The organism is Escherichia sp. AM3, from assembly GCF_032029835.1.
Classification (GTDB): domain Bacteria; phylum Pseudomonadota; class Gammaproteobacteria; order Enterobacterales; family Enterobacteriaceae; genus Escherichia; species Escherichia coli.
The window spans coordinates 40,641-56,063 of the sequence record NZ_JAVUPQ010000007.1; the positions used below are offsets into that span (position 1 = coordinate 40,641).

Below are 15,423 nucleotides of genomic sequence, written 5' to 3' on the forward strand. Positions count from 1 at the left end.
AATTTACTGGCTCGCCGCAGCCAACTCTTCTTCTGACACCCCGGTAAAGCGCATGATGTCTGTAAGAGGGACTCCGGATTCAAGCATTATTTTGGCTATATGCAGGGCTTTGGATTGTTCCCCCTCCTGCCGCAATCTTTCCGCAATAGTCATTAAACTCTCCTTGTGTTTCGGTGAACGTTCGGCAACGCCGTCGATAAAATCGTTAAAACGTACAGCGTCGCCAGTTTGCAGTATGTAATTAAACAGCCCTTTGATTTGTCTGTCATTAGCGTATCCACTACTTAATAAGCAGGCCATTTGCTCTACCAGCCCCATCAGATCGCGTTGACGAATATGTTTTTGAATTAACTCCAGCAGCGCCATACGTCGGTGCTGCATGATTTCATCATCAGGCATGACGGTGACATCAATCAGCGGAAATGCGGAGGCATAAAGTTGCCTTGCCAGTTTGGGATCGGCGAAACAATCCAGCCAACACAGCGAATAGGGATAGGGGCTTTCAATACCGTGGTAAAACAACAATGGCACCACCATCGGCAACGTTTTGTATCCAGCATCAAGGTGATTTTGCATTGCGGCAATAGCGTAACGCATCATGCGAAATGCGATCAGTTTGTTTGAGGTGCTTTGATGTTCAATCAGACAATAGATGTATCCTGGTCCTTGTTCCGTTTTCACCGACCACAGCACATCGGAATAGCTTTCACGCAGATCGTCATCAATAAAGCTGCTCGACTCCAGCTTGAGGGTTTTCATATCACAGAGCGCGTGAATGGGTGCCGGTAAATGAAACGCAAGAAAATCGCGTGCCGTCTCCGGTTGGCGTAAAAAGAGTTTGAACAGCGCATCATGTGGGGTGGAACTCTGCTTTTTACTCATGGCGTTCCTTCACCTGTTGTTTGAATGCCGCGACTCTACGCGCCACTCCACATCTGTGCATTAGCCAGTTTTCATCCCTGCGAGACGCTTTCAGAGGAACTTACGTCGCGCTGCAAGAATTGCATTTTTATGGAAAGCCGCACGCAAAAAAGCCCGGATGCAAACGCATACCGGGCTTTTCAAAACAGGCGATGGAGTATGGTTAACGCAGCGCCCACCACTCGCGCAGACAGGCTTTGCCTTCCGGGCAGCTTTTACAACTGCCAGAGAGGCAGCCGTCAGGTTCTTCCTGAATCCGCACGGCTTTGCCCATGCTTTCCAGCTGTTGCAGCATGGCGTTAATCATTGGCTGCGGAGTGTTCAATGTCTGGCTTATCTGGGTCGCTTCCATACGGCCCCGTAACGCCAGCAAATCACGTACCTGAATAAGTGAAGCCATTAATGGCAATCACCGGTGGTGCTGGCTGCGCAGCAACTGCTTACCGACTTGCGGGTTGCCAGCAGTTCGATATCCACCCGGCTACGCGCGCGGCGCAGCAGACCGATAACTACGATGTTAAACAGGATTACCGCCAGAATGCACACCAGGCTGTAAGTTGGGTGCTGACTGTAGCTGGCGACCTGATAGAACAATGTTGCCAGTGAGTAAGCGATATTCAGCCCCCACAGGATGGAGAAGCCCATCCAGCCACGGCTTGATTCACGGGCGATGGCTCCCATCACCGAGATACATGGTACATACAGCAGGACGAAAATCAGATAGCTGTATGCGGCAGCTGCGCTACCGAATTTCTGATCCATCACGCCCATCGCCCCGGTACCCATTTCGCCGTCGCCTTTGCTCGCTTCAATGGGATTCATCAGTACGCTAAGGCTGAAGGTGTCTTTCAGGCTCTGCCAGGTTTCATCTACCGCGCTGAACAGCTCTTCACCGAGGTTAAATTCTGCCGGATTGAACTCTTCGTCCTGAATATTTTCTGCGGTGTAGAGGGTGTTGAGCGTGCCCACCACCACTTCTTTCGCCATTGCACCTGTAAACAGGCCAACCGTTGCCTGCCAGTTATCTTCATGCACGCCAATCGGCTTGAAGACTGGGGTGATCACCCGGCTGACGGAAGCCAGCGCCGAGTCGTTGATGTTATCGACGATTTTTCCGCTCAGCGAGAAGCTGTTGAAGGCGCTCAGGAAAATGCTGACGATGATAATCACTTTACCAGCACGCAGAACGAAGCCTTTCAGACGCTGCCAGGTCTGGATAATCAGGCTTTTAACGTGTGGTACATGGTAGACCGGCAGCTCCATGACAAACGGCGTCGCTTCACCGCGCATGATGGTGTACTTGAGCATCAGGCCAGTCAGCACCGCCATCACGATACCCAGCATATACAGCGAGAAAACCGCCAGGGCACCGTTCTGCCCGAAGAAGGCAGCCGCGAATACTGCGAAGATAGCCAGACGCGCGCCGCAGGACATAAACGGTGCCATCATGATGGTCATCAGACGTTCACGCGGTGCATCAAGCGTACGTGCGCCCATTACCGACGGTACGTTACAACCGAAACCGACGATCAGCGGCACAAAGGATTTCCCAGGCAAGCCCAGCGCCTGCATCAGGCGGTCCATCACAAACGCCGCACGCGCCATATAGCCGGAGTCCTCAAGGAAGGAGAGGAACAGGTACATCATGCCAATCTGCGGCACCAGTGGCAGCACGGTGTTAATACCGCCACCCAGGCCCTGGGCGAGGAAGATAGTCAGCCAGTCCGGGAAGTGGAGCGTGTAGCCAATCCATTGAATACCATGCACAAATAGCGCCACGGAGCCGACATCAAACAGCGGCTGTAACGCCCCGCCGATGTTGATAGCCAGCAGGAACATCAGGTACATCACAAAGAGGAAAATCGGCAGACCGAGGAAACGGTTGAGCACGATTTTATCTACCGCAGTGGTGAAACGGCTGGGTTCTGCCGTCAGGGTGTTGCTTACCACATCACAGATGGCAGCAATGCACTGGTAACGCGCATCGGCAATGTGCAGCGCCGGATCGTCCATCTCATTACGCAGACGGGCGAGGGCGGCATCAAGATGCTGCGACGCTTCACCGGCGTAGGCGCGGCTGTAGATATCGCCTTCCAGCATTTGCAGGCCCAGCCAGCGACGTTGTTTCAGCGGGATGTCGGAAGGCATCACTTTTGCCAGTGAATCTGCTTCGTTGAGTAGCGGCTGTGCGTAATGTACCAGTTCCACATTCTCGTTAGCTTTATAGCGATCAATCGCCAGCTTGAGCGCTTCAATACCGCGACCACGGGTTGAAACCAGCGGGATCACCGGACAGCCCAGACGCGCCGACAGAGCATCAATTTCAATACGAATATTTTGCTTCTCGGCAATGTCGAGCATGTTCAGTGCCACAATGCAGGGAATGCCGAGTTCCAGCAGTTGTAGCGTCAGGTACAGGTTACGCTCAAGGTTAGACGCATCCACCACGTTAATCAGCAGGTCGGCGTCGCCACTCAAAATGTAGTGACAGGCGATTTGCTCATCGAGCGAGGTCTGCGATGAGATGGTGGTCAGAGAATAGGTGCCGGGCAGGTCCACCAGCGTGACCTGATGATCGGTGGTGGAGAATTGCCCTTCTTTACGTTCGACGGTAACGCCAGCCCAGTTACCTACACGCTGACGTGCGCCAGTGAGCTGGTTAAATAAGGTTGTCTTGCCAGAATTTGGATTACCAATTAAGCCTATGGTTAATTTTTTCATTGTTGTTATCACCGTATTAACAGGAAACCGCTTCCACTTCTAATAAGGCCAGATCTTTTTTGCGTAATACCAGGCTCACACGACGGGTTTCGATATGAATGGGGTCGCCGAGTGGAGCGACGCGCACCACATTAAAAGAGGAGCCAGGTAACATGCCAAGAGAAAGCAGTTTTTGGCGATATGCCGGGCTGATTTCACGGGAAAAGCCAGTGATTTTCCACGCAGTATCTGGAGTGTATTGCATAGGTGCCTACTTGTTTCTCATTAACTGGATAACTACCTCATGGGGCGTTTGACAGCGACATGAGACCAGATGATTTGCCAACAAAGGAGAGATTAAATAATCAACAACACAATGATAATGAGAATGGTTTCTATCAGCAATACTTAAAATGTGTGCGAATGTTGGTTTGAATAATAATCTGACTCAATGTTGATGTGGCTCAAGGTTATATCGCAGCGAAAATATAATTCGAATAGTGAATTACCCGGACTGGCTAATGTTTAATTAAGGTTTCAGTTGTTAATGAAGTGATAAATATTGCCGGAATATATTATGAGTTTGGTTGTGGAATAAAAAGGCCGGAGATATTCTCCGGCACTTTTATGTCAGGCAAGGCGTTCGTTGCCAGATGCGGCGTGAACGCCTTATCGCGCAGGTTTAGGGGCCAGTCCGGGCGTTTAACGTTTTTTGCCCATTGCCGCCGCCAGCGCATCCATCATCGCGCTATTACCGGCAGGCTGCGCTTCACGACCGCGTGGTTTGGCTGCCGGGCGGTTGTTTTGCGGGCGTTCATTACCGCCGCCGCGACGGGCGTTGGTTTCGCCAGGCTGCTCGTCCAGACGCATAGTCAGGGCGATACGTTTACGCTGAAGATCCACTTCCAGCACTTTCACCTTCACAATGTCGCCCGCTTTCACCACGGTATGCGGATCTTCCACAAACTTGTTCGACAATGAAGAGATGTGAACCAGGCCGTCCTGATGCACGCCGATATCGACAAACGCGCCAAAGTTGGTGACGTTGGTCACCGCACCTTCGAGGATCATACCCGGTTGCAGGTCGTTCATTGTCTCGACGCCATCGGCAAACTGAGCGGTTTTAAATTCCGGACGCGGATCGCGACCCGGTTTTTCCAGCTCTTTGATGATGTCAGTTACTGTCGGCACACCGAATTTTTCATCAGTAAAGTCAGACGCTTTCAGGTTACGCAGTTCGCTGCTGTTACCCATCAGATCTTTCAGTGCCTGCTGTGTTGCTGCCAGAATGCGTTCCACCACCGGATAGGCTTCCGGGTGGACGGTAGAAGCATCCAGCGGGTTATCACCGTGGTTAATGCGCAAGAAGCCCGCGCACTGCTCGAAGGCTTTCGGCCCCAGACGGCTGACTTTCAGCAGTTGCTGACGGTTCTGGAACTGGCCGTTCTCATCGCGCCAGGCCACGATGTTTTGCGCCATCATGCGCGTCAGGCCCGCCACGCGGGTTAACAGCGGAACAGAAGCAGTGTTGAGATCGACGCCAACGGCGTTTACGCAGTCTTCTACTACTGCGTCCAGTTTGCGGGCCAGTTGCGTCTGGCTGACGTCATGCTGATACTGACCTACGCCGATAGATTTCGGATCGATTTTCACCAGCTCCGCCAGCGGATCCTGCAAACGGCGGGCGATAGACACCGCGCCACGCAGCGAAACGTCGAGATCCGGGAACTCCTGCGCTGCCAGCTCGGAAGCTGAGTAAACCGACGCGCCAGCTTCGCTGACGATCACTTTCTGTGCGGTCACTTTCGGGAACTGCTTCTGCACGTCGAGATAGAAACGTTCAGTTTCGCGGGAAGCTGTACCGTTGCCGATCGCCACCAGTTCAACGTTATGTTTTTCACACAAGGCAGCAACGGTCATCGCTGCTTTTGCGGCTTGTCCGGTGTGCGGGTAAATGGTATCGGTCGCTACCAGTTTGCCAGTGGCATCGACCACCGCCACTTTTACCCCAGTACGCAGACCCGGATCGAGGCCCATCGTTGCACGCAGTCCGGCAGGGGCCGCCATCAGCAGATCGTGCAGGTTACGGGCAAAGACGTTGATTGCTTCATCTTCCGCGCGTTCGCGCACGGTACCCATCAGTTCGGTTTCCAGATGCATCAGCACCTTGATGCGCCAGGTCCAGCTCACTACGCCTTTGCGCCAGCTATCCGCCGGGGCATTGTTCAGGCGTAGGCCAAGGTGATCCATGATGATTTGCTCGCAATAGCTCTCTTTGGGCGGCTCATCGAACTGCGGATCGGCATTCAGCGAAAGCTGGAGTACGCCTTCGTTACGCCCACGGAACATCGCCAGCGCGCGGTGAGAAGGCACCGTGGACAACGGTTCGTGATGATCGAAATAGTCGCGGAATTTCGCCCCTTCCTCTTCTTTACCGCTCACCACCGTAGAAACCAAATGCGCGTTCTTCCACAGATAATCACGCACTTTCGCCAGCAGCGCGGCATCTTCGGCAAACCGTTCCATCAGGATATAGCGCGCGCCATCCAGCGCGGCTTTGGTATCTGCCACGCCTTTATCGGCATCAACATATTGTGCAGCGGCGACTTCTGGCGTGTGTGACGGATCGCTCCACAGCAGGTCAGCCAACGGCTCAAGCCCTGCTTCAATGGCGATTTGCCCGCGGGTGCGGCGTTTAGGTTTGTAGGGCAGGTAGAGGTCTTCGAGTTCGGTTTTGCTTAGGGTGGCGTTGATGGCCTTCGCCAGATCATCGGTGAGTTTGCCTTGCTCGGAAATGGACTTGAGGATCGCCTGACGTCTCTCTTCCAGCTCGCGCAGATAGCTCAGACGCGTTTCCAGATTACGCAGCTGCGTGTCATCCAGACCGCCGGTGATTTCCTTACGATAACGTGCGATAAACGGCACGGTATTCCCTTCGTCAAGCAGGCGAACGGCAGCGTCAACCTGTTCCGGGCGCGCCTGAATTTCACCCGCAATAATGCGGCAGAACGAATCATTCATCATGGTTTGAGTTCATCTTTTCGGATCAAAAATCAGGGGATAGTTATACGGACTGGCTGGCAAAAATGCCAGCCATCGGCAGGAGGTTAAGACTCTTCCTTACGGTTTCACGTACTCGATAGCATTAACATACCAGCTCGCTTCCCCGGCAGGGGTATTCACCACCGCCAGATCGCCGACTTCTTTTTTCAGCAATGCGCGGGCCATCGGGGAATCGATAGAGATGTAATCTTTACGGCCAAAAATTTCATCGTAGCCGACAATACGGAAACGGTGAGTCACGCCATCGTCGTTTTCAATCTCCACCCACGCGCCAAAAAAGACTTTGCCTTCCTGCTGAGGGGAGTAATCGACGATTTTGAGATTTTCCAGGCATTTAGTGAGATAGCGCACGCGACGGTCGATTTCACGCAGACGCTTTTTATTATACTGATAGTCAGCATTTTCGCTGCGGTCGCCCAGACTTGCGGCCCAGGTCACCTTTTTTGTGACCTCCGGGCGTTCTTCACGCCAGAGATAATTAAGCTCTTGTTTGAGTTTTTCATACCCTTCCCGGGTAACCAGGGGCGTTTTCATCTCGTTGATTCCCTTTGTCTGTTTGATAATGCGCACATTGGGTATAACGTGATCATATCAACAGAATCAATAATGTTTCGCCGAATAAATTGTATACTTAAGCTGCTGTTTAATATGCTTTGTAACAATTTAGGCTGAAATTCATACCAGATTTAGCTGGTGACGAACGTGAGCTTTTTTAAGAATACACGCTTACAAATTGTTGCGAACCTTTGGGAGTACAAACAATGCAAGAGAACTACAAGATTCTGGTGGTCGATGACGACATGCGCCTGCGTGCGCTGCTGGAACGTTATCTCACCGAACAAGGCTTCCAGGTTCGAAGCGTCGCTAATGCAGAACAGATGGATCGCCTGCTGACTCGTGAATCTTTCCATCTTATGGTACTGGATTTAATGTTACCTGGTGAAGATGGCTTGTCGATTTGCCGACGTCTTCGTAGTCAGAGCAACCCGATGCCGATCATTATGGTGACGGCGAAAGGGGAAGAAGTGGACCGTATCGTAGGCCTGGAGATTGGCGCTGACGACTACATTCCAAAACCGTTTAACCCGCGTGAACTGCTGGCCCGTATCCGTGCGGTGCTGCGTCGTCAGGCGAACGAACTGCCAGGCGCACCGTCACAGGAAGAGGCGGTAATTGCTTTCGGTAAGTTCAAACTTAACCTCGGTACGCGCGAAATGTTCCGCGAAGACGAGCCGATGCCGCTCACCAGCGGTGAGTTTGCGGTACTGAAGGCACTGGTCAGCCATCCGCGTGAGCCGCTCTCCCGCGATAAGCTGATGAACCTTGCCCGTGGTCGTGAATATTCCGCAATGGAACGCTCCATCGACGTGCAGATTTCGCGTCTGCGCCGCATGGTGGAAGAAGATCCAGCGCATCCGCGTTACATTCAGACCGTCTGGGGTCTGGGCTACGTCTTTGTACCGGACGGCTCTAAAGCATGAGGCGATTGCGCTTCTCGCCACGAAGTTCATTTGCCCGTACGTTATTGCTCATCGTCACCTTGCTGTTCGCCAGCCTGGTGACGACTTATCTGGTGGTGCTGAACTTCGCGATTTTGCCGAGCCTCCAGCAGTTTAATAAAGTCCTCGCGTACGAAGTGCGTATGTTGATGACCGACAAACTGCAACTGGAGGACGGCACGCAGTTGGTTGTGCCTCCCGCTTTCCGTCGGGAGATCTACCGTGAGCTGGGGATCTCTCTCTACTCCAACGAGGCTGCCGAAGAGGCAGGTCTGCGTTGGGCGCAACACTATGAATTCTTAAGCCATCAGATGGCGCAGCAACTGGGCGGCCCGACGGAAGTGCGCGTTGAGGTCAACAAAAGTTCGCCTGTCGTCTGGCTGAAAACCTGGCTGTCGCCCAATATCTGGGTACGCGTGCCGCTGACCGAAATTCATCAGGGCGATTTCTCTCCGCTGTTCCGCTATACGCTGGCGATTATGCTATTGGCGATAGGCGGGGCGTGGCTGTTTATTCGTATCCAGAACCGACCGTTGGTCGATCTCGAACACGCAGCCTTGCAGGTTGGTAAAGGGATTATTCCGCCGCCGCTGCGTGAGTATGGCGCGTCCGAGGTGCGTTCCGTTACCCGTGCCTTTAACCATATGGCGGCTGGTGTTAAGCAACTGGCGGATGACCGCACGCTGCTGATGGCGGGGGTAAGTCACGACTTGCGCACGCCGCTGACGCGTATTCGCCTGGCGACTGAGATGATGAGCGAGCAGGATGGCTATCTGGCAGAATCGATCAATAAAGATATCGAAGAGTGCAACGCCATCATTGAGCAGTTTATCGACTACCTGCGCACCGGGCAGGAGATGCCGATGGAAATGGCGGATCTTAATGCAGTACTCGGTGAGGTGATTGCTGCCGAAAGTGGCTATGAGCGGGAAATTGAAACCGCGCTTTACCCCGGCAGCATTGAAGTGAAAATGCACCCGCTGTCGATCAAACGCGCGGTGGCGAATATGGTGGTCAACGCCGCCCGTTATGGCAATGGCTGGATCAAAGTCAGCAGCGGAACGGAGCCGAATCGCGCCTGGTTCCAGGTGGAAGATGACGGTCCGGGAATTGCGCCGGAACAACGTAAGCACCTGTTCCAGCCGTTTGTCCGCGGCGACAGTGCGCGCACCATTAGCGGCACGGGATTAGGGCTGGCAATTGTGCAGCGTATCGTGGATAACCATAACGGGATGCTGGAGCTTGGCACCAGCGAGCGGGGCGGGCTTTCCATTCGCGCCTGGCTGCCAGTGCCGGTAACGCGGGCGCAGGGCACGACAAAAGAAGGGTAAATAAACGGGAGGCGAAGGTGCCTCCCGTTTTGCTTTCTATAAGATACTGGATAGATATTCTCCAGCTTCAAATCATTACAGTTTCGGACCAGCCGCTACCAGCGCGGCACCCGCAGGGGTGTCGGTGTATTTATCGAAGTTGTCGATAAACAGTTTCGCCAGGGTTTCGGCTTTTTCCTGCCACTGTTCCGGAGAAGCGTAGGTGTTACGCGGATCGAGAATCTTCGTGTCTACGCCCGGCAGTTCGGTTGGGATCGCCAGGTTAAACATCGGCAGAGTGAAGGTTTCTGCATTATCCAGCGAACCGTTGAGGATGGCGTCGATAATGGCGCGAGTATCTTTAATCGAGATACGTTTGCCAGTGCCGTTCCAGCCAGTGTTAACCAGATAAGCCTGCGCGCCCGCCGCCTGCATACGTTTCACCAGCACTTCTGCGTACTGAGTCGGGTGCAGCGACAGGAATGCCGCGCCGAAGCAAGCGGAGAAGGTTGGCGTCGGTTCGGTGATGCCACGCTCAGTACCGGCCAGTTTGGCGGTGAAGCCAGAGAGGAAGTGATACTGGGTTTGATCGGCAGTCAGGCGAGAAACCGGCGGCAACACGCCGAAAGCATCAGCAGTCAGGAAGATAACCTTAGTCGCGTGGCCCGCTTTGGAAACCGGCTTAACAATGTTATCGATGTGATAGATCGGATAAGAAACGCGGGTGTTCTCGGTTTTTGAACCATCATCAAAGTCGATAGTGCCATCTTCACGCACGGTGACGTTTTCCAGCAACGCATCACGACGGATAGCGTTGTAGATTTCAGGTTCCGCTTCTTTCGACAGCTTGATAGTTTTTGCGTAGCAGCCGCCTTCGAAGTTAAACACGCCGTCATCGTCCCAGCCGTGTTCGTCATCGCCAATCAGGCGACGTTTCGGGTCGGTGGAAAGGGTGGTTTTACCGGTGCCGGAAAGGCCGAAGAACACCGCAACATCGCCTTTCTCACCAACGTTGGCGGAGCAGTGCATAGAAGCGATACCTTTCAGCGGCAGCAGGTAGTTCATCATCGAGAACATCCCTTTCTTCATTTCGCCGCCGTACCAGGTGCCGCCAATCAGCTGCATGCGCTCGGTCAGGTTAAACGCCACGAAGTTTTCGGAGTTGAGACCCTGTTCTTTCCACTGCGGGTTAGTGCACTTCGCGCCGTTCATAACGATAAAGTCTGGTTTGAAACCTGCCAGTTCTTCATCGCTCGGGCGAATAAACATGTTTTTGACAAAATGCGCCTGCCAGGCCACTTCGGTGATGAAACGGACGGAAAGACGAGTATCCGGGTTCGCACCACAGAAAGCGTCGACAACGAACAGACGTTTGCCGGAAAGCTGCCTGGTCACCAGGCCTTTCAGATGCTGCCAGGTTTCCGGAGAGAGAGGTTTGTTGTCGTTCTTACCTTTGCCTTTGTCTGCCCACCAGAAAGTATCGCGAGTGGTATCGTCACGGACGATATACTTATCTTTTGGTGAACGACCGGTGAAGATCCCGGTATCGACGGCAACGGCACCCAGATTAGTTAACACCCCGCGCTCATAACCTGTCAGGCTCGGATCGAGCTCTTCCTGATACAGCAGGTCGTAGCTTGGGTTGTAAACGATATCATGTACGTCACTGATACCATAAGCCTCGAGTTCTTGCGGGGTCAAACCATTGTTAACGCGCATTTCACTGCTCCTTAGCCAATATGTATTGCCTGAATAGTAAAGTCTTTTTGGGGGTGTTAACCGCGACAAGGCTCATAGATTTACGTATCTGGAGAAATTCATATTTGACAAAAAACTCCGTGATTCCTGTCACGAAACGGTTGCTATTATCGCAGAAATAGCATTTTAGGTGTGGAAAATGTTCTCAAAAGGTTAAATCTTGGTTTATATGGCGGGAATATTGTGAGTGGAATCGCATTCCTGAATGAAATTGATGCAAATTCAACCGGTAAAGTATCGATTCACCACGCTAACTTTTTTTGATTATTTTCTGAAAAAAGCAAAATACTACTGCCCGGATGCGATAATTAACCCACCTTTTGATTCTGGATAACCAACATGGATAACGTTGAACTTTCACCCGCAACACGCTGGGGGATGATTGCTACCGGATTACTTCAGGGTCTGGTTTGCTACCTGCTGATCGCCTGGCTTTCCGGAAAAAATCACAGTTGGATTGTTTATGGCGTGCCTGCGACCGTCGCGTTTTCATCCGTTTTACTCTTCTCCGTGATCTCTTTTAAACAGAAGCGCCTTTGGGGATGGCTGGCGCTAGTGTTTATTGCCACGCTGGGGATGAGCGGCTGGCTGAAGTGGCAAACTGATGGCATGAACCCCTGGAGAGCTGAAAAGGCGCTTTGGGATTTTGGTTGCTATCTGCTGTTGATGGCAATGTTGTTGCTACCGTGGATACAACAAAGCCTTCGCATCCGCAATGACAGTAGCCGCTATCGCTATTTTTACCAGTCAGTATGGCATAACGTACTTATATTACTGGTGATTTTTCTCGCCAATGGCTTGACGTGGCTGGTGCTTTTACTGTGGAGTGAGTTGTTTAAACTTGTTGGCATCACGTTTTTCAATACGCTCTTTTTTGCAACCGACTGGTTTATTTATCTCACGTTAGGTCTGGTTACCGCGCTGGCGGTGATCCTCGCGCGAACACAGTCACGTTTAATCGACTCTATTCAAAAGTTGTTCACGTTAATCGCCACGGGGTTGCTGCCGTTAGTATCATTGCTAACCCTGATGTTTATCATCACCCTGCCGTTTACGGGCCTGAGCGCGATTTCTCGCCACATCTCCGCCGCCGGGTTGCTGTTGACGCTGGCCTTTTTGCAATTGATCTTAATGGCTATTGTCCGCGATCCGCAAAAAGCGTCACTTCCCTGGACAGGGCCGTTGCGTTGCCTGATTAAAACCGCTTTGCTGGTTGCTCCGCTGTATGTGTTCGTCGCCGCCTGGGCGTTATGGCTGCGGGTCGCTCAGTACGGCTGGACTGTCGACCGCTTGCAGGGCGTGCTGGCGGTGCTGGTGTTACTGGTGTGGTCGCTGGGGTATTTTGTCAGCATCGTCTGGCGTAAAGGGCAAAATCCCGTTGTTCTTCAGGGCAAAGTGAACCTTGCGGTTTCGTTATTGGTGTTGGTGATACTGGTGCTTCTTAATTCGCCGGTGCTGGACAGTATGCGCATTAGCGTGAACAGCCATATGGCGCGTTATCAGAGCGGCAAAAACACGTCAGACCAGGTAACTATCTACATGCTCGAGCAGAGCGGTCGCTATGGACGTGCTGCGCTTGAGTCGCTGAAAAGCGATGCCGGGTTTATGAAAGACCCGAAACGCGCGCGGGATCTGCTGATGGCGTTAGATGGAGAGCAACATCTTCAGCAACAGGTATCGGAAAAAGTATTAGCCGATAATGTGTTAATTGCCCCTGGTTCTGTTAAACCTGATGCGACATTCTGGTCGGCCTTAATCCAGGATCGCTATAACGTGATGACCTGTATTGAAAAAGACGCCTGCGTCCTGGTCGAGCAAGATCTGAATAGTGATGGTCAGGCGGAGCGGATCCTGTTTGCTTTTAATGATGACAGAGTCATTGTCTATGGCTTTGACTCAGACAGAAAAGAATGGGACGCGCTTGATATGAGTTTACTTCCGAACGAAATAACGAAAGAAAAATTACTCACAGCTGCGAAGGATGGAAAACTGGGGACGAAGCCTAAAGCGTGGCGCGATCTTGTAGTGGATGGTGAAAGGCTGAATGTGAATCTGAATGAGTGACAAAGCGCATCAGGTGTATTAGTCGTAAAATCCGGCAGAGCCCTCTCTGCCGGACATACTCATTAATGAACTTGCGGATCTGCCGGAGACGCGTTGTTGCGGATTTCAGCAATATCCATCGCATTGAACAGATAGTGGTTACCGCAGTAATCACAATGCATGTCAATTTCGCCATCTTCCGCCAGGATGCTATCAACTTCTTCATCAGGCAGCGTTTTCAGCGCATCGGCGCAACGTTCACGCGAGCAGGTGCATTTGAACTCCACATCCTGCGGATCGTAAACCGTCACCTCTTCTTCGTGATACAAACGCCACAACACTTCGTTTGCCGGTAAGGTCAGCAGTTCTTCGGTTTTGATGGTTTCGGTTAGCGTCGCCAGGTGGTCAAAGTCGTCCTGCTGGGCATTTTGCGCAGGCATTACCTGCAACAACATACCGCCTGCAGCCGGTTTGCCGTCTACGTCGCCGGTGCGAATAAACAGGCGCGTCGGCAGCTGTTCAGAACGCATAAAGTAATCTTCCAGGCAGGCCGCCAGGGTATCACCTTCCAGACCAACTACGCCCTGATAGCGTTCGCCTTCGCTCGGGGTAATGGTGATCACCACGTAACCATTGCCGACCAGCGTTTTCAGGTCGGCATTTTCTGGAATTTCGCCCTGCACGCGCGCCACACCGCGCATCTGCTGGTTATTGTTACCGTTAATAACCGCCAGATTCATCGGACCGTCGCCCTGCAGCTGTACGGTGATATCACCATCAAACTTCAGCGTAGCGGTTAACAGGCTGGTCGCAACCAGCAGTTCTGCCAGCACGTTTTTAACGGGCTGCGGATAATCGTGGTTCTCAAGGATCTGTTGCAGGGTTTCCGAAACGGTTACCAGTTCGCCGCGCACGGCAAAGTTTTCAAACAGATAGCGATGTAATTGGTCATGTTGCGGCATAATCATCTCTCTTGCAGGTGACAGTTATTCACTGTCGCCGTGTTTAAATCGTAACAGGTCGCGGCGCTCTTTTTTGTCCGGGCGTCGGTCCGGGTGCGGCATGGTTAAGGCATTAAGTTTACGTGCCAGCGCCATTTTTTCGCGTTTCTCTACACTTTCCGCAGTCTCTTCATACAGCAAGGCTGCCTCGCTGGCGGGGCGACGCTGTTCAGTAATCGCCTTTACAATCACCGTGCGTTCGTCATTTCCCTGGCGCAGAGTGAGCGTGGCATTCAGCTCGACGATTTTGCTCGGCTTGCTGCGCTGCCCGTTGTAATGCACCTTACCGCCTTCAATCATTTCACGGGCCAGCGCGCGGGTTTTATAAAAACGGGCAGCCCATAGCCATTTATCCAGTCGAACCTCAACAGCAGGTTTTTCTTTCATGGCGTCTCCTTCACATTAGCGAGGGGATCAGGCGGCGGTAGTCATTCAGTGACGGATGGCGTTGATACTGTTTCTCGGCAATCCCGGAATCAGGATTAGTCACGCCGAGGCAGTAACGAATACCAAATTGCGCGGCAGCATCGAGAATCGCTTCGCTGTCATCAATAAACAGCGTTCTTTCAGCTTTCAGACCCGTAGCTTCGGCCACTGCATGCCATAACCGCTGATCCTCTTTCGGATAACCAAATGTGTGGGTGGAAAGTAATAAATCAAGGTGTGCGTCCAGACCCGTATGCTCAAGTTTTACCGACAGGTTGTGCGGATGCGCATTGGTGAGCAAAATTCGCTGCTTACCGCTGGCTTTCAGTGCCTCAAGAAACGGAATGGTATCTTCACGCAGTACGGCACGCGGTCCCATCTCGGTGGTCATCGCACAGATATCCAGACCCAGTTGCTCACTCCAGTAATCAAGACAGTACCAGTTTAGCGTATGCTGTACGTCGTGATATTGCTGGCGCATATATTCCATCGCTTCCTGTGGCGTAACCCCGTTTTTCGCGCCCCATGTTTCAGGCACCAGCTTTTGCCAGAAATAGTTATCGAAGGCGAGGTCGAGCAACGTGCCGTCCATATCCAGCAGAACGGTATCTACGTCCTGCCAGGCAATGTTGATATGCATGAGGGAAATCTCCAGAGTGAAGCAATTTGCGCGACAGGGTAGCATAACCTGCCGCGCAAACG

13 protein-coding genes are annotated in these 15,423 nt (G+C 52.4%); 3 read left to right on the forward strand and 10 right to left on the reverse strand.

The window, feature by feature from the left end; translation table 11 throughout:
• Positions 1-3: 3 nt before the first annotated feature.
• The 6 genes from rpnA to greB all read right to left on the reverse strand — a co-directional run bounded on the left by rpnA (position 4) and on the right by greB (position 7,218).
• Positions 4-882 carry a recombination-promoting nuclease RpnA gene (rpnA, locus tag RTW80_RS05200; protein WP_000039090.1) on the reverse strand — a complete coding sequence of 293 codons (879 nt, stop codon included), beginning with the start codon at positions 880-882 and terminating at the stop codon, positions 4-6.
• A 202-nt stretch (positions 883-1,084) separates the two neighbouring features.
• The gene (gene feoC / locus RTW80_RS05205) at positions 1,085-1,321 is read right to left on the reverse strand and encodes a [Fe-S]-dependent transcriptional repressor FeoC (RefSeq protein WP_001295699.1); all 237 of its coding nucleotides are present in this window, start codon (positions 1,319-1,321) and stop codon (positions 1,085-1,087) included.
• Positions 1,321-3,642: a Fe(2+) transporter permease subunit FeoB gene (gene feoB, locus RTW80_RS05210; protein WP_000737014.1), complete on the reverse strand. Its 2,322-nt coding sequence runs from the start codon at positions 3,640-3,642 to the stop codon at positions 1,321-1,323. The genes feoC and feoB overlap by 1 nt, the downstream gene beginning before the upstream one ends.
• 16 nt (positions 3,643-3,658) lie before the next feature.
• On the reverse strand, positions 3,659-3,886 hold the full coding sequence (gene feoA / locus RTW80_RS05215) for a ferrous iron transporter A (RefSeq protein WP_001200455.1): 228 nt from the start codon (positions 3,884-3,886) through the stop codon (positions 3,659-3,661).
• A 437-nt stretch (positions 3,887-4,323) separates the two neighbouring features.
• On the reverse strand, positions 4,324-6,645 hold the full coding sequence (locus tag RTW80_RS05220) for a Tex family protein (protein ID WP_000980706.1): 2,322 nt from the start codon (positions 6,643-6,645) through the stop codon (positions 4,324-4,326).
• A 96-nt stretch (positions 6,646-6,741) separates the two neighbouring features.
• Entirely contained in the window at positions 6,742-7,218 is a 477-nt protein-coding gene (greB, locus tag RTW80_RS05225) for a transcription elongation factor GreB (protein ID WP_000856737.1), read from the reverse strand.
• A 227-nt stretch (positions 7,219-7,445) separates the two neighbouring features.
• Between greB and ompR the strand changes: the two genes are divergently transcribed.
• Both ompR and envZ read left to right on the forward strand, forming a co-directional pair.
• Positions 7,446-8,165 carry a two-component system response regulator OmpR gene (gene ompR, locus RTW80_RS05230; RefSeq protein WP_001157751.1) on the forward strand — a complete coding sequence of 240 codons (720 nt, stop codon included), beginning with the start codon at positions 7,446-7,448 and terminating at the stop codon, positions 8,163-8,165.
• The gene (gene envZ, locus RTW80_RS05235; protein WP_001253696.1) at positions 8,162-9,514 is read left to right on the forward strand and encodes a two-component system sensor histidine kinase EnvZ; all 1,353 of its coding nucleotides are present in this window, start codon (positions 8,162-8,164) and stop codon (positions 9,512-9,514) included. The genes ompR and envZ overlap by 4 nt, the downstream gene beginning before the upstream one ends.
• A 75-nt stretch (positions 9,515-9,589) precedes the next feature.
• Here the strand turns inward: envZ and pckA are convergent, their stop codons facing one another.
• On the reverse strand, positions 9,590-11,212 hold the full coding sequence (gene pckA / locus RTW80_RS05240) for a phosphoenolpyruvate carboxykinase (ATP) (protein ID WP_001265681.1): 1,623 nt from the start codon (positions 11,210-11,212) through the stop codon (positions 9,590-9,592).
• A 378-nt stretch (positions 11,213-11,590) separates the two neighbouring features.
• On the opposite strand from pckA, the gene RTW80_RS05245 reads away from it, so the two are divergent.
• Positions 11,591-13,315, forward strand: a complete 1,725-nt coding sequence (locus tag RTW80_RS05245) for a DUF4153 domain-containing protein (RefSeq protein ID WP_000370879.1) — start codon at positions 11,591-11,593, stop codon at positions 13,313-13,315.
• A 62-nt stretch (positions 13,316-13,377) separates the two neighbouring features.
• Here RTW80_RS05245 and hslO read toward each other — a convergent pair whose 3' ends face one another.
• The 3 genes from hslO to yrfG are packed head-to-tail and all read right to left on the reverse strand — an operon-like array spanning position 13,378 to position 15,361.
• Positions 13,378-14,256 (reverse strand): Hsp33 family molecular chaperone HslO, encoded by an 879-nt coding sequence (gene hslO, locus RTW80_RS05250; protein ID WP_001135574.1) that lies wholly within the window; start codon positions 14,254-14,256, stop codon positions 13,378-13,380.
• A 24-nt stretch (positions 14,257-14,280) separates the two neighbouring features.
• The gene (gene hslR / locus RTW80_RS05255) at positions 14,281-14,682 is read right to left on the reverse strand and encodes a ribosome-associated heat shock protein Hsp15 (protein WP_000660483.1); all 402 of its coding nucleotides are present in this window, start codon (positions 14,680-14,682) and stop codon (positions 14,281-14,283) included.
• A gap of 10 nt (positions 14,683-14,692) precedes the next feature.
• Positions 14,693-15,361, reverse strand: coding sequence for a GMP/IMP nucleotidase (gene yrfG, locus RTW80_RS05260; protein WP_001300440.1), 669 nt, complete (start codon positions 15,359-15,361; stop codon positions 14,693-14,695).
• Positions 15,362-15,423 lie beyond the last annotated feature (62 nt).

Coding starts and splice junctions, on each gene's coding strand:
- rpnA (WP_000039090.1), bottom strand. CDS start 882: ATGAGTAAAAAGCAGAGTTCCACCCCACATGATGCGCTGTTCAAACTC.
- feoC (WP_001295699.1), bottom strand. CDS start 1,321: ATGGCTTCACTTATTCAGGTACGTGATTTGCTGGCGTTACGGGGCCGT.
- feoB (WP_000737014.1), bottom strand. CDS start 3,642: ATGAAAAAATTAACCATAGGCTTAATTGGTAATCCAAATTCTGGCAAG.
- feoA (WP_001200455.1), bottom strand. CDS start 3,886: ATGCAATACACTCCAGATACTGCGTGGAAAATCACTGGCTTTTCCCGT.
- RTW80_RS05220 (WP_000980706.1), bottom strand. CDS start 6,645: ATGATGAATGATTCGTTCTGCCGCATTATTGCGGGTGAAATTCAGGCG.
- greB (WP_000856737.1), bottom strand. CDS start 7,218: ATGAAAACGCCCCTGGTTACCCGGGAAGGGTATGAAAAACTCAAACAA.
- ompR (WP_001157751.1), top strand. CDS start 7,446: ATGCAAGAGAACTACAAGATTCTGGTGGTCGATGACGACATGCGCCTG.
- envZ (WP_001253696.1), top strand. CDS start 8,162: ATGAGGCGATTGCGCTTCTCGCCACGAAGTTCATTTGCCCGTACGTTA.
- pckA (WP_001265681.1), bottom strand. CDS start 11,212: ATGCGCGTTAACAATGGTTTGACCCCGCAAGAACTCGAGGCTTATGGT.
- RTW80_RS05245 (WP_000370879.1), top strand. CDS start 11,591: ATGGATAACGTTGAACTTTCACCCGCAACACGCTGGGGGATGATTGCT.
- hslO (WP_001135574.1), bottom strand. CDS start 14,256: ATGCCGCAACATGACCAATTACATCGCTATCTGTTTGAAAACTTTGCC.
- hslR (WP_000660483.1), bottom strand. CDS start 14,682: ATGAAAGAAAAACCTGCTGTTGAGGTTCGACTGGATAAATGGCTATGG.
- yrfG (WP_001300440.1), bottom strand. CDS start 15,361: ATGCATATCAACATTGCCTGGCAGGACGTAGATACCGTTCTGCTGGAT.